This is a genomic window from Marinomonas primoryensis, assembly GCF_013372285.1.
GTDB lineage: Bacteria > Pseudomonadota > Gammaproteobacteria > Pseudomonadales > Marinomonadaceae > Marinomonas > Marinomonas primoryensis.
On sequence record NZ_CP054301.1, the window covers coordinates 1,005,481 to 1,032,427 of the forward strand.

At 42.2% G+C, this 26,947-nt stretch carries 26 protein-coding genes; 19 read left to right on the top strand and 7 right to left on the bottom strand.

Features of this window, described 5'->3' with window-relative positions:
- The first annotated feature begins 4 nt into the window (after positions 1 to 4).
- The 7 genes from MP3633_RS04665 to MP3633_RS04695 all read left to right on the top strand — a co-directional run bounded on the left by MP3633_RS04665 (position 5) and on the right by MP3633_RS04695 (position 5,231).
- Positions 5 to 418 carry a VOC family protein gene (locus MP3633_RS04665; protein WP_176334664.1) on the top strand — a complete coding sequence of 138 codons (414 nt, stop codon included), beginning with the start codon at positions 5 to 7 and terminating at the stop codon, positions 416 to 418.
- Positions 415 to 1,350 (top strand): 2-hydroxyacid dehydrogenase, encoded by a 936-nt coding sequence (locus tag MP3633_RS04670; RefSeq protein WP_176334665.1) that lies wholly within the window; start codon positions 415 to 417, stop codon positions 1,348 to 1,350. The genes MP3633_RS04665 and MP3633_RS04670 overlap by 4 nt, the downstream gene beginning before the upstream one ends.
- Before the next feature lie 58 nt (positions 1,351 to 1,408).
- Positions 1,409 to 1,759: a 5-carboxymethyl-2-hydroxymuconate Delta-isomerase gene (locus tag MP3633_RS04675; protein ID WP_112140407.1), complete on the top strand. Its 351-nt coding sequence runs from the start codon at positions 1,409 to 1,411 to the stop codon at positions 1,757 to 1,759.
- Between the two features lie 38 nt (positions 1,760 to 1,797).
- Complete coding sequence (locus MP3633_RS04680; RefSeq protein ID WP_176334666.1) at positions 1,798 to 2,787, top strand: phospholipase A; 990 nt, start codon at positions 1,798 to 1,800, stop codon at positions 2,785 to 2,787.
- Positions 2,788 to 2,894: 107 nt separating this feature from the next.
- Complete coding sequence (locus MP3633_RS04685) at positions 2,895 to 3,467, top strand: hypothetical protein (protein ID WP_112140393.1); 573 nt, start codon at positions 2,895 to 2,897, stop codon at positions 3,465 to 3,467.
- A 160-nt stretch (positions 3,468 to 3,627) separates the two neighbouring features.
- The gene (locus tag MP3633_RS04690) at positions 3,628 to 4,143 is read left to right on the top strand and encodes a phosphatase PAP2 family protein (RefSeq protein WP_176334667.1); all 516 of its coding nucleotides are present in this window, start codon (positions 3,628 to 3,630) and stop codon (positions 4,141 to 4,143) included.
- Entirely contained in the window at positions 4,140 to 5,231 is a 1,092-nt protein-coding gene (locus MP3633_RS04695; protein WP_176334668.1) for an MJ1255/VC2487 family glycosyltransferase, read from the top strand. Before MP3633_RS04690 ends, MP3633_RS04695 begins: the two co-directional genes overlap by 4 nt.
- Before the next feature lie 46 nt (positions 5,232 to 5,277).
- On the opposite strand, the gene MP3633_RS04700 is transcribed toward MP3633_RS04695, so the two are convergent.
- Positions 5,278 to 6,201 (bottom strand): dienelactone hydrolase family protein, encoded by a 924-nt coding sequence (locus MP3633_RS04700; protein WP_176334669.1) that lies wholly within the window; start codon positions 6,199 to 6,201, stop codon positions 5,278 to 5,280.
- Positions 6,202 to 6,427: 226 nt separating this feature from the next.
- Between MP3633_RS04700 and folM the strand changes: the two genes are divergently transcribed.
- The 4 genes from folM (at position 6,428) to MP3633_RS04720 (ending at position 9,567) form a co-directional block, all read left to right on the top strand.
- A complete protein-coding gene (folM, locus tag MP3633_RS04705) occupies positions 6,428 to 7,150 on the top strand; it encodes a dihydromonapterin reductase (protein WP_176334670.1) in 723 nt (240 codons plus the stop codon).
- Positions 7,151 to 7,221: 71 nt separating this feature from the next.
- On the top strand, positions 7,222 to 7,905 hold the full coding sequence (gene folE, locus MP3633_RS04710; RefSeq protein ID WP_112140383.1) for a GTP cyclohydrolase I FolE: 684 nt from the start codon (positions 7,222 to 7,224) through the stop codon (positions 7,903 to 7,905).
- Between the two features lie 128 nt (positions 7,906 to 8,033).
- Positions 8,034 to 8,309 carry a hypothetical protein gene (locus tag MP3633_RS04715; RefSeq protein WP_112141725.1) on the top strand — a complete coding sequence of 92 codons (276 nt, stop codon included), beginning with the start codon at positions 8,034 to 8,036 and terminating at the stop codon, positions 8,307 to 8,309.
- Between the two features lie 82 nt (positions 8,310 to 8,391).
- On the top strand, positions 8,392 to 9,567 hold the full coding sequence (locus MP3633_RS04720; RefSeq protein WP_176334671.1) for an MFS transporter: 1,176 nt from the start codon (positions 8,392 to 8,394) through the stop codon (positions 9,565 to 9,567).
- 20 nt (positions 9,568 to 9,587) lie between these two features.
- On the opposite strand, the gene MP3633_RS04725 is transcribed toward MP3633_RS04720, so the two are convergent.
- Positions 9,588 to 10,808, bottom strand: coding sequence for an MFS transporter (locus MP3633_RS04725; protein WP_176334672.1), 1,221 nt, complete (start codon positions 10,806 to 10,808; stop codon positions 9,588 to 9,590).
- A 400-nt stretch (positions 10,809 to 11,208) separates the two neighbouring features.
- Between MP3633_RS04725 and MP3633_RS04730 the strand changes: the two genes are divergently transcribed.
- Positions 11,209 to 12,426 carry an MFS transporter gene (locus tag MP3633_RS04730; protein ID WP_176334673.1) on the top strand — a complete coding sequence of 406 codons (1,218 nt, stop codon included), beginning with the start codon at positions 11,209 to 11,211 and terminating at the stop codon, positions 12,424 to 12,426.
- 11 nt (positions 12,427 to 12,437) lie between these two features.
- Here the strand turns inward: MP3633_RS04730 and MP3633_RS04735 are convergent, their stop codons facing one another.
- Positions 12,438 to 13,361: a helix-turn-helix domain-containing protein gene (locus MP3633_RS04735; protein ID WP_112140373.1), complete on the bottom strand. Its 924-nt coding sequence runs from the start codon at positions 13,359 to 13,361 to the stop codon at positions 12,438 to 12,440.
- A gap of 223 nt (positions 13,362 to 13,584) precedes the next feature.
- Between MP3633_RS04735 and exaC the strand changes: the two genes are divergently transcribed.
- Positions 13,585 to 15,102: an acetaldehyde dehydrogenase ExaC gene (gene exaC / locus MP3633_RS04740; RefSeq protein ID WP_176334674.1), complete on the top strand. Its 1,518-nt coding sequence runs from the start codon at positions 13,585 to 13,587 to the stop codon at positions 15,100 to 15,102.
- A gap of 103 nt (positions 15,103 to 15,205) precedes the next feature.
- Here exaC and MP3633_RS04745 read toward each other — a convergent pair whose 3' ends face one another.
- Positions 15,206 to 16,771: an alanine/glycine:cation symporter family protein gene (locus MP3633_RS04745; RefSeq protein ID WP_176334675.1), complete on the bottom strand. Its 1,566-nt coding sequence runs from the start codon at positions 16,769 to 16,771 to the stop codon at positions 15,206 to 15,208.
- An 11-nt stretch (positions 16,772 to 16,782) separates the two neighbouring features.
- Complete coding sequence (locus MP3633_RS04750) at positions 16,783 to 17,223, bottom strand: universal stress protein (RefSeq protein WP_176334676.1); 441 nt, start codon at positions 17,221 to 17,223, stop codon at positions 16,783 to 16,785.
- A gap of 346 nt (positions 17,224 to 17,569) precedes the next feature.
- On the opposite strand from MP3633_RS04750, the gene MP3633_RS04755 reads away from it, so the two are divergent.
- From MP3633_RS04755 to MP3633_RS04775, 5 genes are all read left to right on the top strand, one after another.
- Positions 17,570 to 18,952 (top strand): L-serine ammonia-lyase, encoded by a 1,383-nt coding sequence (locus tag MP3633_RS04755; RefSeq protein ID WP_176334677.1) that lies wholly within the window; start codon positions 17,570 to 17,572, stop codon positions 18,950 to 18,952.
- Positions 18,953 to 19,287: 335 nt separating this feature from the next.
- A complete protein-coding gene (locus tag MP3633_RS04760) occupies positions 19,288 to 20,862 on the top strand; it encodes an inorganic phosphate transporter (RefSeq protein ID WP_176334678.1) in 1,575 nt (524 codons plus the stop codon).
- A 146-nt stretch (positions 20,863 to 21,008) separates the two neighbouring features.
- Positions 21,009 to 21,698 carry a hypothetical protein gene (locus MP3633_RS04765; protein WP_176334679.1) on the top strand — a complete coding sequence of 230 codons (690 nt, stop codon included), beginning with the start codon at positions 21,009 to 21,011 and terminating at the stop codon, positions 21,696 to 21,698.
- 86 nt (positions 21,699 to 21,784) lie between these two features.
- Positions 21,785 to 22,567 (top strand): hypothetical protein, encoded by a 783-nt coding sequence (locus MP3633_RS04770; RefSeq protein ID WP_176334680.1) that lies wholly within the window; start codon positions 21,785 to 21,787, stop codon positions 22,565 to 22,567.
- Between the two features lie 118 nt (positions 22,568 to 22,685).
- Positions 22,686 to 23,306: a LysE family translocator gene (locus tag MP3633_RS04775; protein ID WP_176334681.1), complete on the top strand. Its 621-nt coding sequence runs from the start codon at positions 22,686 to 22,688 to the stop codon at positions 23,304 to 23,306.
- Positions 23,307 to 23,321: 15 nt separating this feature from the next.
- On the opposite strand, the gene MP3633_RS04780 is transcribed toward MP3633_RS04775, so the two are convergent.
- Positions 23,322 to 25,322 (bottom strand): DNA topoisomerase III, encoded by a 2,001-nt coding sequence (locus MP3633_RS04780; RefSeq protein ID WP_176334682.1) that lies wholly within the window; start codon positions 25,320 to 25,322, stop codon positions 23,322 to 23,324.
- Positions 25,323 to 25,390: 68 nt separating this feature from the next.
- Positions 25,391 to 25,873, bottom strand: coding sequence for a universal stress protein (locus MP3633_RS04785; protein WP_176334683.1), 483 nt, complete (start codon positions 25,871 to 25,873; stop codon positions 25,391 to 25,393).
- A gap of 440 nt (positions 25,874 to 26,313) precedes the next feature.
- On the opposite strand from MP3633_RS04785, the gene bamJ reads away from it, so the two are divergent.
- Positions 26,314 to 26,934 carry a BamJ family beta-barrel-assembly machinery protein gene (bamJ, locus tag MP3633_RS04790; RefSeq protein WP_112140350.1) on the top strand — a complete coding sequence of 207 codons (621 nt, stop codon included), beginning with the start codon at positions 26,314 to 26,316 and terminating at the stop codon, positions 26,932 to 26,934.
- Positions 26,935 to 26,947 lie beyond the last annotated feature (13 nt).

Below are 26,947 nucleotides of genomic sequence, written 5' to 3' on the forward strand. Positions count from 1 at the left end.
CCGTATGTCTGCCTTATTTCATTACGCTTTTCATGTCACTTCGTTAGAAGAAACTCGCCTTTTTTATACGCAAGTTTTAGGTTGTGTTGAGGGGCGAAGTACCGAAACGTGGATCGATTTTGATTTTTATGGTCATCAGTTGTCTTTGCATCTGGGTGTACCAAGTCCGACAACGAAGACGGGTCGAGTAGGTGATCATCTTGTTTCTATGCCACATTTCGGTTTGATTTTGCCTCTGGATGAGTGGCAAAAAGTAGCAAAGCGTCTAACCGAAACGAATGTGGCTTTTGAGCTTGCTCCAAGTGTGCGTTTTGAGGGGCTGCCCGGTGAGCAGTGGACGATGTTCTTTAAAGACCCAAGTGGTAATGCCATTGAGTTAAAAGGATTTAGAAACCTATCTCAGGTGTACGAAAAATGATTCCTTTTGTGAGTCGTATTGATCCGCTAGAACAAGATGCTTGGATTAAAACCTTATCAGTCGCTATGCCCGATGAAGTAATATTGCCTTTTTCTGATTTGACGGCAGCGCAAAAACAGCTGTGTGATGTGGCTATTGTTGCCAATCCTGATCCTCAAGACCTGCTAGCACTCCCTGCTTTAAAGTGGGTTCACAGTATGTGGGCAGGGGTTGAACGTATGATGAATGAGTTATCTTCACCACCTTTTTCAATTGTGCGATTGATTGATCCGGATTTGGCGAAAACCATGTCGGAAGCGGTGCTGGCTTGGACACTATTTCTTCATCGTGATATGCCAGCGTATGCAAAACAACAAGCTAGAAAGTCATGGCTGCAGCGATCTATGGTTCGCGCACAAGACCGTCGAATTGGTGTGTTGGGGCTGGGGGAATTGGGTAAAGTGAGTGCTCAACGTTTGGCACAGAATGGTTTCTCTGTCTCGGGATGGAGCCGGAGTGCCAAGAAAATAGACGGCATAACGTGTTTTCATGGTGACGATGGGCTGACGGCGTTATTAGGTCAAAGTGATATTCTGGTGTGTCTGTTGCCTTTGACAATGGAAACGAAAGGTTTGTTGAATCAACAAACTTTATCGCGACTCCCAGAGGGTGCAAGGCTGATTAACTTTGCTCGTGGGCCTATTATTGATGATGACGCTTTACTTGTTATGCTTGATGAAAATCATATAGATCATGCGGTGTTGGATGTTTTCATGCAGGAACCATTGCCCGTCAATCATCCATATTGGCAAAACGCTTCTGTGACAGTCTTGCCGCATATTTCGGCGCCAACCCACCCTGTTAGTGCTAGTGACATCGTTGCGAGTAATATAAAAAACTTCCGATTAACGGGTGATATACCTCCTGCTGTCGACCCTGTTCGGGGTTATTAATTCTAGTGTTAAGCGCGCTGTAATTTGTGCGTAAAAAATATAAAAAATGGAGCCAGCTATGCCACATTGTATCCTTGAATACAGTCAAAATTTAGAACAAGAAGTACCACCAGTTGACATACTCGAAGCAATAAAAGGTGCTTGTATTGCGTCCGCTATTTTTTCGGTGGAAGACATTAAACTTCGTAGTGTCCCCTATAAAAGCTTCATAACGGGTGGGCAAGAAGATGCTTTTATACATGTGACATTAAGAATGTTGTCTGGGCGCACTTGCGAACAAAAAAAGCGACTTTCTCATTTAGTTTTAGAGTCGTTAACAAAATTTTCATTAAAAGATGTTAGTTTTTCAGTTGAAGTGTGTGATATGGATCGTGATACCTACGCTAAAAAAGTGATTCATTCTGAATAATTATGGCAAATATTCTCGTCAAAAAAAGGTTTTACATAATGAAAGCGACCATGTGCTCAATGTTACTTCTTCCAAGTTTGCTTTGGGCTCAAGTTGAATCTTCTGAAGTAGACGATAGGTCAAAGGCGGAGACTGATAACGTGCTCGTTGCGGTGGAGGAAAAGGATGAACCTTACTCACCTGAAGAGCCAGAAGTACCAGAGTCGATTGCAAAACGTGCTAAAGAGGCCAATGGGTTATTTCAACAAAGGGAAGACAGAGAAACGGCTACGGTAAATAATCCGTTTGTTATGACACCTCATAAGCCGAATTATTTTTTACCGTTTGCTTATACCTCCAACCCAAATGATCGTGCTTTTTTAGGTGAAGATAGTGACTCGGAAAGTTTGCAAAGTGTTGAGTTTAAATTTCAGCTGAGTGTGAAGTTCCCCGTTGCTTATGACGTAGTTGGGCGAAATAGCAGTTTATGGTTTGCCTATACTCAGCAAGCCTATTGGCAGGCATATAACAGCAATATTTCTGCGCCTTTTCGTGATACCAATCATGAGCCTGAAGTCTTTATCGTTACGAAGCCGAAGCATGGTTTTTTGGGCATTAAACCAGAATACGTTTCATATGGTTTTAATCACCAATCGAATGGCCAATCAGGGGATTTATCCCGCTCTTGGAATCGATTCTACGTAGACTTTTTGTTTGAGACCGGTGATACCGCGTTCTCTTTTAAGCCTTGGTATCGAATCTCTGAAAGTTCAAAAGTAGATGACAATCCTAATATCGAAAAGTATTTCGGTTATGGGGAGTTGAATGTGATACACGTTATTGATGATTACAGCATTGACATCATGCTGCGAAATAACCTTAAGTCGTCGGATAATAGAGGCGCACTTCAAGTTGGTTTTAATTTTCCTCTATGGGGGAAAACACGGGGCTACATTCAATATTTTAATGGCTATGGTCAATCTCTATTGGACTATAACCATCAGACTCAATCCCTTGGTATTGGAATTATGCTGACCAACTGGCTGTAGTTCGAAGGCTTTATCGTGTCCATAGAATTTATAGTGTCATTAAATTGTCATGATTTCGTCATTTTTTGCTTTTAAGGTGGGTATCAATCTTACTTAGGAGCTACACCATGAAATTGACGTTTTTACCTGTTGTAACAAGTTTAGTCGCACTTACATTACTAACCGCCTGTGGTGGTGAAATGGTTAAAAAAGATGAGGCAAAGCCGATGGCTGAAGCTGTGTCTTTGAATAATGAAGACTTGTACGAGGTTCACCATGATGGCCGGATTTATATTTTTGATGATCGTGCTGTCTATGAAGAGTTTCTACAAGTTGGTGAAACTTCATATCGCAAAGTTCGTATTGGTGCAGGCCCAAAGGGTAAAACGATTGTATTTGGTTTAACTAATGCGGATAAAAAGAAAATGTCGGGCATAGCCTCAGTCGATATGTACGATGGTGCATTGGACGCGGCGACACCTTTTTATGGTGAAATGCGAATAGACGGCCGAATTTATGTTTTTGGGTCCTTACAAGAAATGAATAGCGCGCGGATTGTTGGTGAAGTGCCTCTGCGTTATACGGATATCGGATCTGGGCCAAAAGGCGAGACCGTTGTATATGCTTTGAACAGCAGCAATAAAAAAGTTAAGCCTGAAGCGATGATCGCGTTATTTCATAAAATGAATGATATGAAGTAATTAATCCGCTTAATATTTTAAAAATGCCTCGTCATTACGAGGCATTTTTTTGTCTGCGTTTTACTGTGTAAGGGTGTCATTAAGTTGTCATCTAAGTGCCACGGAACTGACATTTTACTGGTCTATGTTGAAAGTAAGAAAAAATCAGTGAGGTGATAAAATGAATATACTCCAAAACATTCATGCATTTGATGTACAGACTTTTTATTGGTGTATGGCACGCAAACATAGAGCTAAGTTAACCCAAATAGGGCGCGCTATATCGTTTTCAGCGGATGGCCCTATGTATGCTTTGGTTGCCGCACTAGTTTGGCTGGCAGGATTTGAGACATTGGTTTGTGTGCTAGCCTTTGGTTTTTTGATTGAACGCGCCGTATATTTTGTTTTAAAGCGAGGTTTTAAGCGTCATCGTCCTGCCGATGCGTTAGATGACTTCAGTAGTTTTATTATTCCATCTGATCAATTCTCTTTTCCTTCAGGCCATACATCAGGCGCATTTTTTATTGCTTTCTGTTTGAGTGAGTGGTTTCCAAGCTTGAATATGATGTTGTATTTCTGGGCCGCTAATGTCGGTTTATCACGCATCTTTCTAGGTGTGCATTTTCCTACGGATACGGTGATTGGTGCTTTATTAGGCAGCACTTGTGCTGCAGTGGCAATAGGCGTTTTAGTATGAAAATCCTTTATGGTGTGCAAGGTACCGGTAATGGTCATATTACCCGAGCAAGAGCCATGGCGGCAGAAATGCATGCAGCAGGCTTTAAGGTGGACTTTGTGTTCTCCGGTCGTCCACCGGAAGACTATTTTGATATGGCGGTATTTGGTGCCTATCGAACGTTTCAAGGCTTAAGTTTTGTGGCCCGAAATGGACAGTTAGATTTGTATGCAACCTGCAAGAATGCGAACTTTTTTATGCTGTATCGAGACATTCGTGCACTGGATACGAGAGGTTATGATTTAGTCATCACTGATTTTGAGCCTATCGTTGCATGGGCTGCTAAACGTCAGGGTGTGCCTTGTATTGGTTTTGGTCATCAATATGCGTTTAAATATGATATTCCGCGTTATAAAAAGAATGTTGTTGCACAATGGATTATGTCAAATTTTGCACCCGCGGATACGCAATTAGGCGCTCACTGGCATCACTTTGGTTATCCTATTCTACCTCCTCTTATTCATGCTCAAGAAATGAAGAATATCACTGATCCTGATCAAGTATTGGTGTATCTACCTTTTGAGAACAGTGAGGCGGTACTGGATTGGCTTGATGGCGTTCCTAACTATCATTTTCGCTTTCACTGTAAAGACATTGAACCCGGTATTTATGGCAATGTTGAAATATTTCCATTTGGTCGTGAGTTGTTTCAAAAAAATTTAAGCGAATGCGAATCTGTATTGTGTAATGCCGGATTTGAGTTGAATTCAGAGGCTTTGCAACTGGGTCGACGCATTTTAGCGAAGCCGTTAAAAGGGCAAATAGAGCAGCATTCCAATGCCATTGCGTTGGATTTTTTGGGCATTGCCAAAACGAGTGACGTTTTGAATTCGGAGATTATTCAAGATTGGTTGGAAACGAGCCGTGTGGTTCAAATCTCTTATCCAAATGTTGCTCGCGCTGTGGTGGCTTGGCTGCAATCGAATAACGATACGAGTGTGGCGGATTTGTGTGAGTCGTTGTGGCAGCAAACTCCGAATGTGCGCGGAATCGATTTTAAATACAATAAAGACACTTCTGAGAACAACGAAAAAAGCGTTACGGCCTAATTTTCTGGCCGTAACGCTTGCCCATAACATTTCGCTTCATGTTTTATTAGGCGTTTAATGCCTTATTAAAGAATTGAATCGTACGCTCCCAAGCAAGCTCTGCGTTTTTCTCTTGATAACGCGCTGTAGAGTCATTATGAAAACCATGGTTTGCAGTAGGGTAAACATAGGCGGTGTAATCGACCTTATTTGCTTTGAGTGTTTTTTCGTAATCTGGCCAAGAATCATTCACACGTTTATCCAACTCAGCAAAGTGCAGCTGTAATGGCGCTTTTATTTTGTCTATGTTGGATTTGGCTGGTGTGCCGTAATAAGGCGCACCGGCTTGAATCGTATCTGGCATTGCAGCGACTAAGGCGTTGGTTAAATAACCACCAAAGCAGAAACCCACCATGCCAACTTTTCCTGTGCTAAATGAATGATTCTTTATTAGGGTTGCTGCATCCATGAAGTCGCCTTCGATTTTATTGCCGTCTAGTGTTTTCTGCATAGCGCGGCCTTCGTCATCGTTTCCAGGATAACCGCCTAACGGGAAAAGCGCATCCGGCGCGAAAGCAATAAATCCCGCTTTGGCGAGACGTCGAGCCACATCTTCAATATAAGGGTTAAGACCACGGTTTTCATGAGCGACAAGTACTGCCGGTGCTTTATTAGTCATGTCTACGTCTTTGGGAATGACGAGGTAGCCTCGCGCTTTACCGTGGCCGTTTGGCGAATCAAACTCCACGTAGCTGGCTGTAATTTCAGGGTCATTAAAGGAGACTTGCTCTGCAAGCGCATAGTTTGGCGTTAACGCGCCAGCGACCACAGAAAGAGTAAGTCCCGTAACGCTGAGTGTGCCAAGTCGAGACAAAAAAGTACGACGGTCAATGTCGCCATGGGCGTATTCGTCGTACCAATCAAAAGCTTCTTGAGGGATATTCTTGCTGGATGGCATGCTTGGGGTTGATTTAGCTGTCGGTAAGGTCATCACAATTCCTTCTTTGTCGGGTTGATTTGTATGAGCAACGCATTGTTTAGAACTTATTAATGAAAAGTGGTTCAATGGATACGTATAAAAAAAGATATTAGATGGCATAGATTGATCTTTTTTTTACAAACATACGTAACTAAATTTAGCAGAAATAAAATATAGGCCTTTGTTAGGTTGTTTTTTCATCTGCTTAATGAAGATAACTCAGTAGGAACGGATACTAATGATGCGTAAAATGCCAATTATTATCACTGGTGGAGCTCAGCGTCTTGGTCTTGCCTGTGCAAAGTCATTGGTCACGCAAGGGTACCGCGTGATTATTACTTATCGTCGTGAACGAAAAGACATCGCCGAGCTGGAAGCGCAGGGTATAACGTGCGTTCAAGCCGATTTTTCAAGCAGTGCTGGTGTCGATGACTTTATTGAAAAAATACAGCATCAATATTCGGCGTTGGGTGGCATTATTCATAATGCATCTGAATGGGAGTCCGAAGAAAGTGCCTCGGATACGGCGCTTTTAATGGAAAAAATGTGGCAAGTGCATGTATTTGCACCCTATCGTATAAATCTCGCCTTCGAAGGATTATTATGTGCAGGATCTAAGCTCGATGGGCAAGCAGACATCATTCACATGACGGATTATGTGGCGGAAAAAGGCAGTGATAAACACATTGCTTATGCATCGAGTAAAGCGGGCTTGGCAAATTTAACGTGTTCCTTTGCCAAGCGGTTTGCCCCTCAGATTAAAGTCAATGCGATCGCACCGTCACTTCTCATGTTTAACAGCGGAGACGATGCTGAATACCGTAGTAAGGCATTGAATAAATCTCTACTGCGCAAAGAACCAGGAGAGCAAGAAGGTGTACTAGCGGTGCAGTACATATTAGGCAGTCGTTATATGACTGGTCGAACATTGTCACTGGATGGAGGCAGGCATTTGGTTTAACTCGCCAAATATGACTTCTCTTTTAACGCCTCCATGTCATGAGACAGGGTTAAGCAACTTAGGACAAAGATATGAACGCTAACATAGCTGTACAAACCAATTTAAATCGCCTTGTGTTGTCTGATGAGGCTATTAAAGTACGTGATACCTTAATCAAAAGTGGTTTAGAAACCCCTATGATTGATAATGGCCTAACAAGCGAAGAAAAGTATCAGCGCATTAAAAACTCATTTGAAGAGATTGTGACGACATTGGGGCTCGATTTGACCGATGATAGCTTGGCTGAAACGCCACATCGTATTGCTAAAATGTACGTGAAAGAAATCTTCTCAGGCTTGGACTATGCTCAGTTTCCAAAAATCACTGTCATTGAAAACAAGATGAAAGTCGATGAAATGGTAAAAGTGAGCGACATTAGCTTTACCAGTACATGCGAACATCATTTTGTGACAATCGATGGACTAGCAAAAGTTGCTTATTTGCCAAAAACAAAGATTATCGGCTTGTCGAAAATCAATCGTATCGTGCGATTTTTTGCCCAGCGTCCGCAAGTACAAGAACGTCTAACTCAGCAAATTTTAGTCACCTTGCAAGCGTTGCTAGAAACCGACAATGTGGCGGTCAGTATCAGTGCTGTGCATTATTGTGTAAAAGCTCGAGGCGTTATGGATGCAAGTTCTTCTACTCAAACAACCGCACTGGGTGGTTTGTTTAAACGCAGCGATAAAACGCGTGGTGAGTTTCTTGCCAGGTAGTTTTTTAGGTAAAAATACTTTTGTTTAGTTTAATAAAAAGAGCCTTATGTTCAAGGCTCTTTTTTTATGTCATGAAATCAGGCAAAGTGACGCAGCGTATAGAATTATTTGGCTTTGAGGCTTTTACTATGACAGATAAAAAAACAGTGTGGTTTCCAGCAAAAAAAAATGGATGGGGATGGGGAAAACCAACGGCGTGGCAAGGTTGGTTTGTACAAATGCTCTATTTATTTACTGTTGGCTTTATCAGCTTTTCGGTTGATCCAAAAATTGAGCTTTTAAAATGGATTTTACTGGTCTCTATCAGCACGCTTATTCTGCTCGTTGTTTATTATGTGAAGGGTGACGCGCCTAGTTGGAAATGGAAGCCGATTGAAAAAGAAAAGCGTCGACTGTTCAAATGAAGAAATATTAAGTGGATTTAAAGATTTTATTCACCGGTTAAATGCGCTCAAATAACAAAAAAACATGGATAAGGGTTTGTTAATGCGCACATCAGGTGTGTTGTTGTTTATTGCGTATTTAGGGTTCATTAGTCTGGGCTTACCTGATGCGGCTCATGGGATTAATTGGCCGTTTGTGCGTTCGGAATTTTCTGTTCCAATCGGGTGGTTGGGTTTAGTCATTGCTGGTGGTGGCGTTGGCTATTTAGTGTCGAGTTTCTCTGTTGGCTATCTGCTGTCTCGCTTTGGTGTCGGCTGGCTATTGGTTGTGAGTAGCCTATTTGTCAGCTTTGGTTTATTTGGTTTCTACTTTAGCTCTACTTTTACTGTCTTTGTCTTGTTCGCAATTGTTATTGGTATAGGGTCTGGTGCAATTGATGCTGGATTAAACGCGTACGCCGCAGAACATTTTTCTGCAAAGCACATGAATTGGTTACATGCCGCTTTTGGTGTTGGTGCCACCGCTGGTCCTATTATTGTTACCACCGTACTGGTTAGTTTTTCTCAAAATTGGCGTTTAGGCTATGCCATTCTCGCAGTGATACTGTTTGTTACTGCGATTGTATTTTTGTTTAGTCGTCACTTATGGGAAAGCGACAAGCATGCTCCCAAAAAATCAGAAGGCAGTCTTGATGAGACTGTGACAGTTTCTCAACTTCAGGCACTTAAACACCCCGTTATCCGTTCCCAAATAGTATTCTTTTTCTTGTATTCAGGCGTGGAAGTCGGCGTTGGGCAATGGGCGTTTACTGTGATGACAGAGTCTCGTGGCATTTCCTTAGCCAGTGCAGGCACATGGGTCGCGATTTACTGGGGAGCCTTAGCGATTGGAAGGGCTGTGTTTGGTTTTTTGGTAGAGCGCTTTCCTGTAGACCAGTTATTACGTCTTTGTTTGGCTGGTGTGGTATTAGGTGCGCTGTCATTTACTGCGAGTGTTACGCCTTATGCAAGCTATTTAGGGCTAGCTTTGATGGGCTTTAGTGCGGCGCCTATTTTTCCTTGTATGATTTCTCAAACCGCCATTCGTGTCGGTAAAAAATACTCAGCTCACGCGATTGGTTTTCAAATGAGTGCGGCCGTAACCGGCGCCATGACCTTACCATTTTTGAGTGGTTTAATAGGTGGGCAATACGGTTTGGCTTGGTTGAGTGTTACTTTTTTGTTTTATGCACTTTTACTGTTAGGTCTTTTTCAGCTTATTTTAAAACGCGTAAAATAGATTCGATTTTTTTAGCGTCTCTATTTATATTCATCGTTTTCTTTGTCCAAGGTTTTTCTTTTTAACAAATCTGGGAATAAACACATCCAAACACCGACGATGGCAATGGTTCCGACGCCACCAATCACAATGGCCGGAATGACACCAAACCAAGCTGCTGTTACGCCCGATTCAAACTCCCCTAACTGATTTGAACTGCCAATGAAAACTGAATTGGCGGCGCTGACTCGACCGCGCATTTCATCCGGTGTTTCTAGTTGCACAAGAGTCGAACGAATCACCACGCTGATCATGTCTGAAGAGCCTAATAAAATGAGGGCAAACATAGAGAGAATTAAGCTGTCTGATAAACCAAATAAAATGGTAGCAACACCAAAAATGGCCACGGCTGCAAACATGATTTTTCCAACACTGTGCGTTAAAGGGTGGCGAGCTAAATAAATAGACATTAATAAAGCACCCAGAGCCGGCGCGCAGCGTAATAACCCTAATCCCCAAGGACCAGTGTGTAGAATGTCTTTTGCGACAATAGGTAAGAGCGCCGTTGCGCCGCCTAATAAAACGGCGAACATATCCAATGACACAGACCCCAGTATGACCTTATTCCCGCGTATAAAGGTTAATCCACCAAGTAGGTGTCCCATATTGATGGGTGACTTACTTTTTACGCTAAAGTTATAGCTCAAAAAGAACATGATGACGCAAGAGATTAAGAAACAACTCAAGCTTGATAAATACAGTGTAGAGGGGCCTAACAGATAAATTAAACCACCTAGAGCGGGGCCTGCGATGACAGATATTTCTCGTGCTGATGCAATGGCACTCATGGCACGAGACAATAATTCACTGGGAATAAGGTTGGGTAAAATGGCTTGATTGGCCGGCATTTCAAATGCTCTAGCGGTGCCTAAAAATACGGCACAGGTATAAATCATGTTGGCAGAAATGGTTGATGTGATATTGCCGTAGGCCAGAATACCAACGGTCATTGCCATCGCTAATCGGGTGCAAACACAAATTAGACGGCGGTTATAACGGTCGGCAACGTGTCCTACAACTAAGGTTAATAACAACTGGGGTAAAAACTGACACAGGCCCACTAAGCCTAGTGCCATTGGGCTGTTGGTTAGATCGTACATTTGCCATCCAATACCAACACTGAGCATTTGAAAGGCAAAAGACGATGCAATTTGTCCAATCCAGTAATGGACAAAATTAGGGTGTTGAAAAAGTGGTTGCATGGTTCCCTATGGTACTTTGAAAATCAAAATTTCTTTTGAGATCAAGTAGACTTTATTGTTTAGAGTGATGGGTTGTTGCCCATAATACGCCAGCTCACTTAAGGATTCATAGGTACAAAGCGGTAATATATTCTTAGTAGTTTGTATGGTTATTAAGTCGATAAGGAATAAGTCAAAAGCTTAAGAATTGTGGATGTTGTCTTGGTAGGCTTTGTATTGCTTAGTTTGAATGAAATGTCTCAGAAAGCGTGAAAAGGTTGTGTTAATTTAATGTCTTATTTTATCAGGATGATAAATAGCGTCCCCCTTGTTTATTGGTAAACCTATCTTGCAGGTTTGCCTGAGAAAATCTGCTATGTAGGCAGACTAAACTGCTCGTTTACTATCAAGGAACCATGTATTGATTAACTCTGACACCTATTCGTTTTTTAATGAACGCTTGTCTCGATGGCTGCTGCTATTTTGCTTGGTCGCCGTCGGGATTGGTCAATCTTTTATTTTTACCTCTTTACCTCCAATCGGCCGAGAAATTGGTTTAGCCGATGTGCGAATCAGCACACTAATTACGGCAGGCGCAGCGACATTTGTGGTCGCCGCTTTTCTTTGGGGCGGTATTATTAACCGTATTGGTCGCGTACGCTCGGTGATTATTGGTATGAGCTGTTATGCGCTGACCATTGCGCTGACAGGGTTTGTTTTACAAGAAGCCTTGGCTAAAAACCTATCAGCCGAGCAGACCTATTATTGGGTGTTTGCATTACGTATTGTCTTTTCACTTGGAATAGCTGGTGTTTTGCCTTCTATTCAGACCTATTTGATTGCGCATACCGATATTAAACATCGTAGTTCAACCATAGCGATGATTGGTGCTTCTTTTAGTATAGGTATGATTTTAGGACCTGCTTTTGCGTCTTTATTGAGTAGTTTAGGCCTCACTGCGCCTTTTTACATTATTGCTTTTTTGGCTGGTTGTGCGGCTTTATTTGTTGTGCTGTTTGTAAAAGATAAGAAACACGTTCGTCAGTTCGAAAGACCACCTGCGATCAATTGGTTTAAAGAACCTGTGATGCCATTTTTGGGTATGTCTACCTTGGCTATTTTGTCTGTGACGGGTATTCAGCAGATTATGGGGTTTTTAATTCAGGACAGATTTCAGCTTGATGTGGCGCAAACAACGCATCAGCTTGGATTTGCCATGATGACGATGTCTTGTTTTAGTATTTTGGTACAAATGATTCTCGTGCCTAGATTTCAATTGGGTGTGGTTACCTTAATTTTCTCTGGTGTTGCCATGGGAGTGCTGGCTCAACTTGCCTTTATTTTGTTAGATTCTTATGTTGGTATTTTGTTTGCGATGGGGTTATTCGGAGCCGGTTTTGGTTTCTTGTTTCCTGGTATTGTGACGGCACAAACCTTGTTGGTAAAAGATGATCAGCAAAGTCGTTTGGCCAGTATGAATGCCTCTATGCAAGGGCTTGGCGCCGCATTAGGGCCGGTAATTCTTGCTTCTTTGTACCAGTTAGGGCAGTTGGTTCCCTTTCTCGGTTTGATGTTTGCCCTTCTCTTTATGTTAGGCGTTTTTGTCTATTGTAAGTCTAAATTAAAACATGTTTTTTAGCGCTTCTTCGATTATGAATTGAGCTTTTTTTGAGTCACTTGACGCGGTGAAATACCAAAGTGTTGGTGGAAGCGTCGACTGAAGTGACTCAAGCTAAGATAACCTAGTTCATAGCTCACTTCTGTTACTGAACACTTTTCTTGTAAGCGCTGATAGGCTCGGCTCATTCTTCGTTGGTGTTGATATTCTACCGGTGTACAGCCAAGTTGTCGTTTGAAGCTTTCATAGAAACGGCTACGACTCATGCACGCATTCTTTGCCAGAAGGTTTATATCCAGTGGCAAGGCAAGGTGTTGTTCTATCCAATGAATAACGCAGGTCAAACCATTGGCGTCTGGCGTATTTTGGCTAAACCGCAACAGTGCATCTCTACCATGATGTCTGAGTATTCGCGTGACCAATTCACTGACACCAAAATCGACCAGTAAGTCTCGGTCAGGATCATTCTGCACAAACTCACTGGTTAGTCGATCCAGCAATTGTTGAGTGGCTTGCGTGTGCATTGTATGTAAGTGCTGGTTTGGGTCTAAGGTAACGCTAGAAGGCAAATCTTTGACCATGATGTCATTCATCCGGTCACAGATTTGCGCCACTCTTTCTTTTGAAATTGCAATGGTTAGACAGGTCGTAGGGCTATTTCGCTGAGCTTCTGGGAAGTCGATGAACACTTCCTCTTGTGGGGCTAGAATAAAGGACTCATGGGGTAAAAATGCGATATTGTCATGGTCCTTAGTGTGCATTACTTTTGCGCCAGTCACCATGCCACAGTAAAGAAGCGAGTCTGCTTTTAGACTGACTTTTTTTGCCTGTTCATAAGTATCGTAAATACTTAATTCTGAATGCGGGCCAGCAAAGCATACACGGTTTTCGACCAGTTGCGTGGGGGAGCGTTTTTGCTCGAGTAATGTTTTTTCTGTAGATGCAGAACGGTTCATTTACACACCTCTTTTATTTTAATCATATGGCGTGGTTAATTTTTCGTGTGCTTATCATCACTCTTGACTGGTTATGGGTCAATACAAATACACCAATAGAAATGGATCGCTAGACAAGTTTCATGGACTGACAGGCAAGTTTTATTTCCGCATTGTTTCTACTCTTACTACCAAGGTTAAAACTAAAGCCTGAAATAAAAACAACAATAATGGAGACGATTTTATGATCTATGCCCAACCTGGTAGTAATGGAAGCCTGATTACATTTGAAGCTGAGTACGGTAATTTTATCGGAGGCGAGTGGGTTGCTCCGGTTAAAGGTCAGTACTTTGATAATATTAGCCCCGTCAATGGCGAAGTGTTTTGCCGAATTCCTCGCTCTACAGAAGAAGATATCAATCTTGCGCTTGATGCGGCACATGCTGCTCGTGTGGCATGGGGTAAAACATCGGTTACTAATCGCTCTAACATCTTGTTAAAAATAGCCGATCGAATCGAACAACATCTAGAAGCTCTTGCTGTTGCAGAAACATGGGACAACGGCAAAGCGATTCGAGAAACATTAAATGCAGATATTCCTTTAGCGGCCGATCATTTTCGTTACTTTGCAGGGTGCTTGAGAGCGCAAGAAGGCAGTACGGCGGAATTAGACGAACATACGGTGGCTTATCATTTCCACGAACCATTGGGCGTTGTCGGTCAAATCATTCCTTGGAATTTTCCAATCTTGATGGCAGCGTGGAAACTGGCGCCTGCACTGGCGGCGGGTAACTGCGTGGTGTTAAAACCAGCAGAGCAAACACCGGCGTCTATTCTTGAGTTGGTTAAAGTTATTCAAGATTTACTACCACCAGGTGTGTTGAATATCGTCAATGGCTACGGTAAAGAAGCCGGTCAAGCGCTCGCAAGCAGTAAACGTATTGCTAAAATTGCCTTTACTGGATCGACACCTGTAGGCTCACATATTTTGAAATGCGCGGCAGAAAATATTATTCCTTCTTCTGTTGAGTTAGGTGGTAAGTCACCCAATATCTATTTTGCCGATGTGATGAAGCAAGAAGACGCTTTTATCAGTAAATGTGTTGAAGGTTTGGTGCTGGCTTTCTTTAACCAAGGAGAAGTCTGTACTTGCCCATCTCGTGCATTGGTTCATGAATCTATTTATGACGAGTTTATGGCGTTGGTCATTGAACGCACTAAAACGATTAAACGCGGAAACCCACTGGATACTGACGTACAAGTCGGGGCTCAGGCGTCGAAAGAGCAATTCGATAAAATACTGAGTTACATTGAAATAGGCAAAAAAGAAGGTGCAGAGTTGCTGATTGGTGGCGGTGTTGAATCGATTGATGGCTTTAATCAAGGGTACTATGTCCAGCCAACATTATTTAAAGGCTCTAACGACATGCGTATTTTTCAAGAAGAAATATTTGGTCCTGTTGTCAGTGTTACGACCTTTAAAGATGAAGCAGAAGCGCTTGCCATTGCAAACGACAGTGATTTTGGCCTTGGAGCGGGAGTGTGGACGCGAGACACAAATCTTGCTTATCGTATGGGGCGCAACCTAGAAGCGGGCCGTGTATGGATGAATTGCTATCACCAGTATCCTGCCCATTCTGCTTTTGGTGGTTACAAAAAATCTGGTGTTGGCCGTGAGACCCATAAGATGGCGCTAGAGCATTATCAGCAAACGAAGAACATGCTAATTAGCTATGATGTAAATCCTCTAGGTTTCTTCTAACCTACTTATTTCAACATTGAGCTGAGTCCCTTTGACAATAAAAACCCCCACTGACGATTTCGTTAGTGGGGGTTTTTCTATCTGGTTAGTTTATTATTTTGAACTATTTGGTGGATCTTTTACGATCCTTGAATTTAACGATCTCACCAGATTTTAAGCGTTTTTGGTAAGACAAGAGCTCTCTTTTGACAATCGGCATTAAGAAATATAAACCGATGATGTTTGCAACCGCCATGGCAAAGATAGCCGCATCGGAGAAGTCAATAACAGGGCCTAAGTTGGCCGCTGCTCCAATCACAACAAAGACACAAAAAATTATCTTAAACGTCAGTTCTGCGTTTTTACTTTCGCCAAATAAATACGTCCATGCTTTTAAACCGTAATAAGACCAGCTAATCATAGTCGAGAAAGCGAACAGGATAACGGCAACCGCTAGCAAAATAGGGAACCAGCTAAACGCTGAGCCAAATGCCGCCGACGTTAACGCGACGCCAGAAGAGCCATCTGCTGTCATAATGGTGCCAGCTTCGTTCAAAATATACAGACCTGTTTCCGGATCTTGCATAAGTTGACCAGTAATGATGATAACCAATGCCGTCATGGTACAAATAACCACGGTGTCGATAAACGGCTCTAGTAAGGAAACATAACCTTCTGTAATTGGTTCATTAGTTTGTACCGCTGAGTGAGCAATTGCCGCAGAGCCCACTCCGGCTTCGTTGGAGAAAGCAGCGCGTTTAAAGCCTTGAATCAAAGCCCCAACTAAACCGCCTGCTATACCAAGGCCGGTGAACGCGCCTTCAATGATTTGGCCAAATGCCCAACCAATTTTGTCTGCATTAACGAGTAAGATAACGAGGGCGGCACCGACATAAAGAATCCCCATAATAGGAACGATTTTGTCGGTAACTCGAGCAATGGATTTTATACCGCCGACGATGACCACAAAAACCAGTGCGGCAAAAATGATACCGGTAATCCAACCTGGATAGGTGCCTATGACTTGAGTAAGTTGCGCATGGGCTTGGTTCGCTTGGAACATGTTACCGCCACCAAGTGCACCCAAAATACAAAATACAGCGAATAGACCCGCTAAGAATTTACCGCCAGGAATGCCTCTTTCCGCAAAACCTTTAGAAATGTAATACATTGGACCGCCAGACACGCTGCCGTCTTTGTATTCATTACGGTACTTAACACCTAGGGTACATTCGGTGAATTTCGATGCCATGCCCATAAGGCCTGCTAAGATCATCCAAAACGTCGCACCGGGACCACCAATAGAAACGGCCACCGCGACCCCCGCAATATTACCAAGACCAACCGTCCCCGATAGTGCAGTGGCTAACGCTTGGAAGTGACTTACTTCGCCTGCATCATTTGGATCTGAGTAATCGCCTTTTACCAAAGCAATGGAATGACCAATACTACGAAATTGAATAAAGCCAAAATATAAAGTAAAGACAGTGGCGCCGGTTACTAACCATAGAACAATCCATGGAAAGCTCGTTCCAGGAAGGGGGGCGAAGATGAGACTAACAAACCAGCCCGTTGCATTGCCGAAAATTTCATTCACTACCGCATCAATCCCTTCTGCATGAGCCGATGAGCTCAAGCTTAATAAAAGTAATGCGGCGGTCACGCTAAATAGATAAGTGTATTTTTTCATAGTGACGCTCCTCAGCTGACAACGGTAACAGGGACACTTGCACTCATAACCAAACTGGCGGTTACGCTACCAAATACTCTTGCGCTTAGGCCTTGTTCTGTTGAACGAGCAACGACGATTTGTTCCGCATTATTTTCTACGGCAATATTGTTAAGAATGGTGGCGGCTTTACCAAATTTCACAGCACCTGATGCTTTTATACCAGCATCTTTAAGGGATTCTAGGGCAGGGTTGATGACTCGATCTTGGGCATTCTGGGTTTCTATGTGTTTTTGTTTTTTACGTAGGGCGTTTTCTTCTGTTGTTTGAAACGTGTAGGGCGACCATTCCACTACACAAATAAGTTGGAGCTCACACTCGCTTCCTATTAGCGTTGCAAGCCGCTTTGCATAGGACAAGGCTCGATTACCTGCCTCACTTCCATCGACACCGACAATAATTGTTGCTGACATATAAAAATCCTCTTTTATTAAGTAGGCTAAGCTTTAAAGGTAGGTCTTATTTGTCGTTTGGCAATTTTTAATCTTCAAAAGTGATACGGAAGTTTAGTTGCGAAGCCTTTGTGAATGTCTGATTTTAGTCATTGTGCTTTTCTATTTGATACTTACGTTGCTTGTGCATTTATCTTATCGCGCCACAAAACTGCCTAAATTTGTATTAATACTTCAATATGATGAAAAATACTTGTTTCCGATTGGAAACTTTATCCCTTAAGTGATAATTTCGTTTATTAGTACTATCGTATTTTTGTATTTTGATCGTCGTACGGGTGAACACCTGACGACAGAGGAAAAGGTTATGGCAATCAGTTTATTTGATCTGTTTAAAGTGGGCATTGGACCGTCAAGTTCTCATACTGTTGGCCCTATGGTGGCAGCGAATCAATTTGCTCACCAATTACAAGATCGACATTTATTATCGAAAGTCACTCGCTTGAAAGTGGATCTATATGGTTCGCTTGGTGCTACAGGCAAAGGCCACGGCACTGGAACGGCTGTATTAATGGGGCTTGAAGGTGAGCTGCCAGAATCAATTGACCCAAGTGGTGTGAGTGAGCGCGTTAAGCAAATAGAGGCTCTGTCGCAGCTTAACCTATTAGCTCAACAAGCTATTAATATTGATGTTGCTACAGACATTATTTATCACCGTATTGATCGTTTGGATTTTCATGCGAATGGCATGGTTTTGGTGGCTTTTGATGTTAACGGTCAAGTTATTCATCAAGCGACATTTTATTCTGTTGGTGGTGGTTTTATTGTCCAAGAAGACGAACACGGGAACGTGGCGTTAGTTGAAGATACGACTGAACTTCCTCATGTTTTTCATGATGCCGAAACACTCATTCAGCTTTGCCGAACACAAGACAAGAGCATTGCGCAGATTATGATGGAGAATGAAAAATATTGGAGAACAGAGGAAGAGATTAAACAAGGGATTCTTTCAATCTGGTCCGCAATGAAAGCATGTGTACAGCAAGGAATTCGAAATGAAGGTATTTTGCCTGGTGGCTTGAAGGTGAAGCGAAGAGCGGCAAGTTTGTATAGGGATTTAACCAGTAAAACACGTATGGATATGATTACACCGTCACTAGGAGCAATGGATTGGGTGAATCTTTATGCTTTGGCGGTGAATGAAGAAAATGCTGCCGGTGGTCGAGTGGTAACCGCTCCCACAAATGGCGCAGCAGGTATTATTCCAGCAGTGTTGCATTATTATTGGGAGTTTTGTCCTCGCTCTAGCGAAGAGGGCGTTATAGATTTTTTCCTCACGGCGGCGGCTATTGGTTTTTTGTTTAAAGAGAATGCCTCTATTTCTGGCGCTGAAGTGGGTTGTCAGGGGGAAGTTGGATCGGCTTGCGCTATGGCGGCGGCTGGTTTGGCAGCGGCTACAGGGGGCTCTCCTGAGCAAATAGAAAATGCCGCTGAAATTGGTATGGAGCATAATTTAGGATTAACGTGTGACCCTATTGGAGGGTTAGTGCAGGTACCTTGTATTGAACGTAATGCCATGGGTTCCATGAAAGCCATTAACTCTGCCAGTATGGCGCTTCGAGGAGATGGGACGCACTACGTTTCTTTAGATAAGGTAATTCGTACTATGCGCGATACAGGGCGAGATATGAATGATAAGTACAAAGAAACGTCGCGCGGTGGATTAGCGGTTAATGTGATTGAGTGTTAATTGTTCAGTATTTATTGCTCTATTTTAATAGTGTACTGTTCGGTTATCTAAACTGTAACAAAACAGTCACATTTCTGTAGTATATTTCTGTTTAGTGCCTTTTGAGGCACTTTTTTTTGTTCTTTTTTGGGTCGTCGCTATCAATGATTTTAGGGGTTTTTATCTAAAGACTCGCAGTGTAGAATGACGCGAAATTTACATTTTATCAAAATGTAACGGGATGAATTGAGAGCCAAATTAATTTGAGATGCTAGGATCAGCATGGCGTTGTTAATGTAGAGTTCCCTCAACTAACAACGGTTTGGTATAGATTAATTATAGAAAGAAGAGCCCGTATGGATCTTACAAATAGCCCGAAAGAAGAATCCACTTTATTGAGTGGTCATGAGTTTGTTCGTGTATTAATCGCTTTAGCGTTTGTGTTAGCCGCCGGCTTTTATGCATCATCTAATGGTGTGGGGGTTTCTAATCTATCCATTTTAGCGATAGCAGCGGCAATTGGCGCTTATATGGCGGTAAATATTGGTGCCAATGATGTGGCCAATAATGTGGGTCCAGCGGTAGGGTCTAAAGCGTTGTCTATGACAGGTGCCATTTTAATTGCCGCTGTCTTTGAAGCGGCTGGTGCTTTGATTGCCGGTGGTTCGGTTGTTGGAACCATTAAGAACGGTATTATAAACCCAAATTCAATAGGCGATACCGAAACCTTCATATGGGTCATGATGGCCGCTTTACTTGCTGGTGCAATTTGGCTTAATTTAGCCACTTATCTCGGCGCACCGGTTTCGACAACACATTCAATTGTCGGTGGTGTTTTGGGTGCTGGTGTTGCTGCTGGTGGTTTGGATATTGCAAACTGGGATAAATTGATTGCTATTGTTGCAAGCTGGATCATTTCTCCTGTGTTGGGTGGTGTGATTGCTGCTTTATTTTTGATGTACATCAAGCGTTCAATTACCTACAAAAGTGACATGATTGAATCCGCTAAGAAAGTCGTTCCTTTGCTTGTTGCATTCATGGTTTGGGCTTTTTCTACTTATCTGATTTTGAAAGGTTTGAAGAAAATTTGGAAATTAGATTTTATTACTGCAGGCCTTATTGCGCTAGCGATTGCGCTGACCGTCTATTTTATTGTTCGACCTATGGTAGAGAAAGCGGCATCGGCGCTGGAAAATAATAAAGATGCTGTAAATAGTTTGTTTACCCTTCCTCTGATTGTGTCTGCTGCTTTGTTAAGTTTTGCTCATGGCGCGAATGATGTTGCCAATGCCATTGGGCCTCTTGCAGCGATTAATGATGCTTTGATGACAGGGGCTGTTTCTAGTAAGGCCTCAATACCTCTTTGGATCATGGTAGTGGGTGGTTTAGGTATCGCTGTCGGTCTTGCTTTGTTTGGGCCTAAACTGATTAAGACGGTAGGGTCTGAAATTACAGAGTTAGACAAAACTCGAGCATTTTGTGTTGCCATGGCCGCTGCTATTACCGTTATTATTGCGTCTCAGCTTGGTTTGCCTGTGAGTTCTACGCATATTGCTGTTGGTGGTATTTTTGGCGTAGGCTTCTTACGTGAATATTTAAAACTGTCTTACGAGAAAAAGCTGGCAGCTATTACTTCTCATTCTGAGTCAGCGGGTCTTAATGGACAGCAGACTCAAGAGTTTGTGAAAAGATTCAAGTTGGCCGACGTAGAAGAAAAACGCAGTATTTTGAAAGAGTTGAAAGAAGCGCGAGCGTCTTCACCTATTTCTTCTTCAGAGCGTAAAGGGTTGAAGAAAGCCACGAAGAAAGAATTAGTTAAACGTTCTGCTCTATTACGTATCGCAGCAGCATGGGTAATTACTGTTCCTGCTTCCGCATTACTGGCCGCTATGATTTTTTATATGTTACTTGGATTTTCGGTCGCTCGATAAATAAGTTAAGAGATAAACAAAAAAGATCAGATTCTCTGGTCTTTTTTTGTTTTCATAGCGTCGCCAGTGTTATATAAAAGCATGCCACTTATTTGTTTTTTTTAAGAAAGTCAGTGTTAGACGCTTATTAAGTAGTGAAATCAAATATGTTTGTTTTAGCTTTAGTTGTTTTATTGGTTTTGTGCTGCTTGCTTCCTGTTTTTTTTCGATGGAAAAAACAGCGAAGAGCGCTAAGAGAAAGACTTCTTTCTCGTTTATCGAGCCGAAGTGAACGGTTGCTTTACTCCTTAGAGATGATATCTGATCGCTATCTAACGAAAGAGACCAAAGTTTTTTTCTTGGAATATTTACTTTATGTTATTGGACAGTTAAAAAATGCTAATTATCAGTCGAAATTTGTGTCAAAGCAGGCTTTTTTAGTACATTTATTGACTGAATTAAAGTCAGGACGACAACAAGTGGCTAGGGAACGTGTAGGAAGCCAAGAGCAATTTGATCAAGTTTGTGATGCGCTTCAGTACATTCTTAGAGAAATGAGGAATATTCCAGAAAATCGCGTCGTCAGTCGAGTAATAGTAAAGCATCATATTGTTTTAGTTAGATATGCCCATGCATTAGCTTATCGTGATTTGCTGGTAAAACAGGCTGGAATGGATTTAGAAAATGATAAAAAAGGGCAGGCATTAGAAAAATATCGTATTGCTTTGTCCTCAATAGAAAAGAACCGTTCCGTGAGTAGCTCGAAAAGAGAGATAGTACGCCTACAAAGTATGATACAGGATGTCGAAAAGGTTTTATTTTCAAAAAAAAATAAAACGGAACCCGAGTTGAAGTAAGTTGGCGTGTTTTATTGCATTAACCTTTAGAAGCAGAATAGGATGTTATCCTGCTATAAACCTTACTAAGGTAAAATACGTATCATATGACAGCTGTTACCATCACTGTACTTTTGTTCGTTATCGGTGGATTTATTGCCTTTGCAATTTTTCTTCAGTTAAAAGAGCAGGCACGATTGGAGAAACTGCGTAAAGTAGCAATGCTTAATAATCAATTGCGCCAAGTACGTCGGTATCTCGATGAAATGCCACCTCAATATCAGCCCAAAGACATGAGGTTGTGGTTATTCTCTCGCATGATTGCCATATACGATCAGTTATTGGAGCTTCAACCCGATGCCACACTGACTCGTCGTCGTGGTCATTTAGCGGAAGAGATGTCTGAGTTTCAAGCGAGCAAGCAGAAAAGGCGCGCTAAGCCGATAAATGATGAGCTTCTGATACTAGAAGTAAAACGCCTGTTTGAATCTTTTAAATCGTTTTTAGTGTTGTCTCAAAAAGAAAAGTTTATCAATTCAGATGTTGTTCATCGATATGGAAAATTATTAAACTTTTATCATTATAAAGTTAATGCGGATTATCACTCTTATCTTGCTCGTAAAGCATTTTTGAGTGGTCAAATGGAGACGGCTGTTGATATGTATAAAGAGGCTTTATCACAATTAGCACCGATCAAAGAATCGCTTGAGGCTCAACCAATCATTCTTAAAATCAAAGATTTTCTTCAAGAAATTGAAGAAGACCTTGCTTTACAAAAAGCTGAAGAAGAAATGAGTAAAGGCATGGAAAGTGAAGGCGAAGAAGAGTTAGACGATGAATGGAATAAATTTATAGAAGACTCTACGTTTCAAACAAAAAAACGCTTTTGATTATCTTCAGCTTCTACCATGATGATTTTGCTATTTTAATAAGAGTCTGTTCCTGCTAGCTGCCACAGATTACACATTTTTCTTTCCAATTTAACCTCATTTTAGTAAGGATTTCTTTGTGAACCTCGCGCTTCTTTCCGCATTTATACCGACGTTCTTTTTTGTGTCTATTACCCCAGGTATGTGCATGACATTGGCCATGACATTAGGTATGACAATTGGCATAAAGCGCGCGCTTTGGATGATGCTAGGTGAGCTTGTAGGTGTGGCAACCGTGGCTATTTTGTCTGCGATTGGTGTGGCGGCATTATTATTGAATTACCCTAATGTATTTATCGTACTGAAATACATCGGTGGCGCTTATCTTGCTTTTATTGGTCTTCAAATGTGGTTATCTAAAGGTAAAATGGCCATTAAAGCGGATGCTAATGACACCAAACCCGCCTCACGAATTGACCTAATATCGCAAGGCTTTGTAACCGCGATAGCGAATCCTAAAGGCTGGGCATTTTTTGTTGCGTTACTGCCGCCTTTTTTAGATGCCAGTCAGCCTCTTATAAGTCAGTTAGCTGTGCTGATTACGATTATTCTAACGCTTGAACTGACGTGCTTACTTATTTATGCGGCGGGTGGAAGAACGCTTAAGTCAATTTTAATGCAAAGTGGCAATGTAAGAATTATGAATCGCATTGCTGGGTCATTAATGATTGGTGTTGGCGTTTGGTTAGCAGTTGGTTAATACGCTGATTAAGCTTTATTGAGAAGACGCTTTTGGGCGTCTTCTTGCGTTTGAGGTTGTGGTTTTTGCACTGGTGGTTTTGCGCGCACCTGTTGATTTTCTACTGGTTGAGCCTTTTCGTTTGGTAAACGGGTTTTTCGCTGGTGGTGGTAGGTTTTGTAATGCTGAGGTTGGCATATCCCGAGAAGCGCTCAGTAGCTGATTTAAATTTCCTTCTAAGTTCGTCATAAAATCTTGATAGCTGGCTTCGCCAAGACTGATGCCATTAAGCGTCGATTCCCATTGAGCGGTCATATCGGGAGTGACCAATTGCTCTGGCAAACAATCAATAAAAGCACGACCTGTTTGGCTGGCGTGAATTTGTTTGCCTTGCCTCATTAAAAAATTTCTCTTGAAGAGAAGCTCTATAATGCTGGCGCGTGTGGCTTCAGTGCCTAAACCATCGGTTTCTTTTAGAATCGCGCGAATGTCTTTATTGGTGACAAAGCGGCTAATTCCCGTCATAGCCGCTAGCAGGGTTGCATCCGTAAAAGCAGCGGGCGGTGTGGTGATTTTTTCTTGAACTTGCCCTTTCGTGCACCATAATGCGTCTGCTTTATTTAGCTTTGGCAGCGTGTTTTGGTTTTCTTCATCTGAATCTTGGCTTTTTGCTTTGTTAGGTAGAAGAGCTTTCCAACCGAGTGAAATAGGTGTATTTCCTTTTGCTTCAAAGTGACCACCTTCGATTTCCAATTTAATATAAGACGCGAGGTAATCGTATTCTGGGTAAAACTGCATTAGGTATTGTCGGGCAATCAGGTTAAATACCAAGGCTTCGGTTTTGGATAATGAAGCTGTTTTGTATGCTTGCGTCGTTGGGATGATCGCATGGTGAGCGGTAACTTGTTTATCATTCCATACTTTGCTTTTGTACGAGGCGTCGGCGTTTTCCGCGCCTTGTTGTATTTCACCGCCCGAGCGAGCGAGTGCCGCAATGATCGCAGGTGCGTCTTTGTGTTGTTGGGTTGGTAAATAACGACAGTCTGACCTTGGATAAGTGATCATCTGATGGCGTTCATACAGTGTTTGGCAAATATCCAATACTTGCTGAGCAGAAAGGGAGAAGGCTTTGGCAGCATCAATTTGCAGTGCAGATAAACTGTAGGGCAATGGCGGCGCTTGCTTTTTTTGCTTGTAGTTGGCGTCAATCACAAGCGCTGGTTTATTACTGATGCGATTGGCAACATTTTGTGCAAGCGGTAAGCTCAGCACTCGATTTTCTTCATCCATATAGGGTTGGCAAGACTCGCTTGGCAGCCATTTTGCTTGGAACTCAATGCCTTGATGAGTTTGTACGCTTGCCCATACCTGATAAAAATCTTTTGGAACAAAAGCTTCTCTTTCTTTGTCTCTGGCAGCAACAAGACCTAATACTGGGGTTTGCACTCTGCCTATCGATAAAACGCCTTGATAGCCTGCTTGTCGTCCTTTAATGGTATAAGCGCGCGTTAGATTCAAGCCAAATAACCAATCAGCACGAGCACGGCCAAGTGCCGATCGCGACAAGGCCGAGAATTCACTGTTGGAGCGTAAGTTTGACAACGATTTTTTGACAGCAGAGGGTGTTAAATCATTGATTAAAAGACGCTGCGTCTCTTTTAGTTTTTGATTCGAAACTTTGGTGTAGTGAAGGACTTCGTCGACTAAAAGTTGTCCTTCTCTGTCTGGGTCTCCAGCATGAACAAGGTGTGTCGCTTTTTTGATGAGCTTCTTCAGAATGCCAAGCTGCTTTTTGGTATTGGTTTTTTCTTGCCACTGCCATTCTGTTGGAATAATGGGTAAGTGATCTATATTCCAGGCTTTAAAAGCAGGGTTGTATTTATGAGGTTCTGCTTGTTCGAGTAAGTGACCTATGCACCAACTGACGCAATCCCCATTTGGCAGCCAAATACAGCCTTCTTCTTTTTTCTGAGGTGACGGTAGGGCGGCTGCAATGGCACGTGCAAGGCTGGGTTTCTCTGCAATATAAAGAATCATAGATACACTTACTGGTTATATATACAGTAAGTGTATCTAAGAGCAAGGAGCGTGGCTAGAGTAAACTGCTATTTTATCGGCACGACTAATACGGGAACCGTACTGCTGTGTATGACTTTATTTGCAGTAGAGCCGAGAATCATTTGCCCTAATCGACTGTGCGTTCTGCTGTTCATAACAATCAAATCGGCATTCTGAGCTTTTGCTATCTGTTGAATGCAGTCTGATGGAGCACCGCTGGTGATGAGTGTCTCAGGCGGGTGTTCTAAAGTAGAAAGTTCTTCCGCATGCTGTTGCATATAGTTGCTCAGCATTTTTTCCATACGGCTATGGATGTCTTTTTGGGCATCTTTGCGCATAGTAGCGATTACTTCTTCAGAAATATAGTTGTTGATCATGTTGGATGCTTGAGCATTTAGCGGTTCCATTACATGCATTAGTATTATTTTTGCTTTGTGTAAATTGGCTAAATTCAATACAAGCTCCATGGCAGCTTGTGTTTGGTTTTCTAAATCGCAGGCGTAAATAATAGTGTTTATTTTAGGTAGCATGGCAAGATCCTCTTTTTATGTACTGATAGCTTATTCCTTTTAGCTTTTTCTTTTCTGACCTATGTCAATCATCATGTTACTTGGTTCTTTTATAGAGTCTGATACGTTGCGAGAGTGTTGTTGATTGATATTGTTAGCGAATAAAAAACAGCTTATGGATGAGAAAAAGATAAAGCCAACAAACAGTATTCCCCAATAATCGGTTGTTTTCTTAGTGCAGTTGTATCTTTTGGTGGACGGAACAAAGCTTTTGGTTTTCATTGTGCGCTCCAGAATGAGTAACTAACCACTTAATGATAATGAATATCATTTAATAAATCTATGGGGTTAATAGATAAAGTTTTGATAGGGAAGATTTAAGGCGCGGAATATCTTCTGAGTTTCTGGCTATGTTATGATGTGCGCTCAATTTTATAGGCAATGAATAAGAGAGTGTAATCATGTCAGAACTGTCTTTCGACTCGAATGAAGCAAAAATCGCATACGGCATTGGTCGTCAAATTGGTGATCAACTACGCGGTAGTGATCTTGGTGAGTTATCATTAACACATCTTTTTGCAGCGATTGAAGATTCTTTGAATCAAGCTGAAATGCGCGTTCCCGGCGAGCAGCTAGAAGCCGCTTTTGCTGAGCTTCAGCAAAAAATGGAAGAAAAAAGTCGTGCAGCGTCTGAAGACACAGTAAAAGCGGGCGAAGCATTTCTTGCAGAAAACAAAGCAAAATCTGGTGTTCAAACGACTGAAAGTGGTTTGCAGTTTGAAGTGCTTGAAGAAGGCACTGGTGCGACACCTAGCCGTGAAGCAACTGTTCGTGTTCATTACGAAGGTCGTTTGCTTGATGGTCAAGTATTTGACAGCTCAATCGCCCGTGGCGAACCCATTGAATTTCCACTAACTGGCGTTATTGCTGGTTGGACAGAAGGTCTTCAGTTGATGAAAGAAGGCGCGAAACATCGTCTTACGATCCCTGCTGAATTGGCGTACGGTGCTCAAGGCGCTGGTGCAATGATCCAACCTCATTCTGTTCTACAGTTTGATGTTGAGTTGATCGCGGTTGTTTAAGTTGTTTTAAACA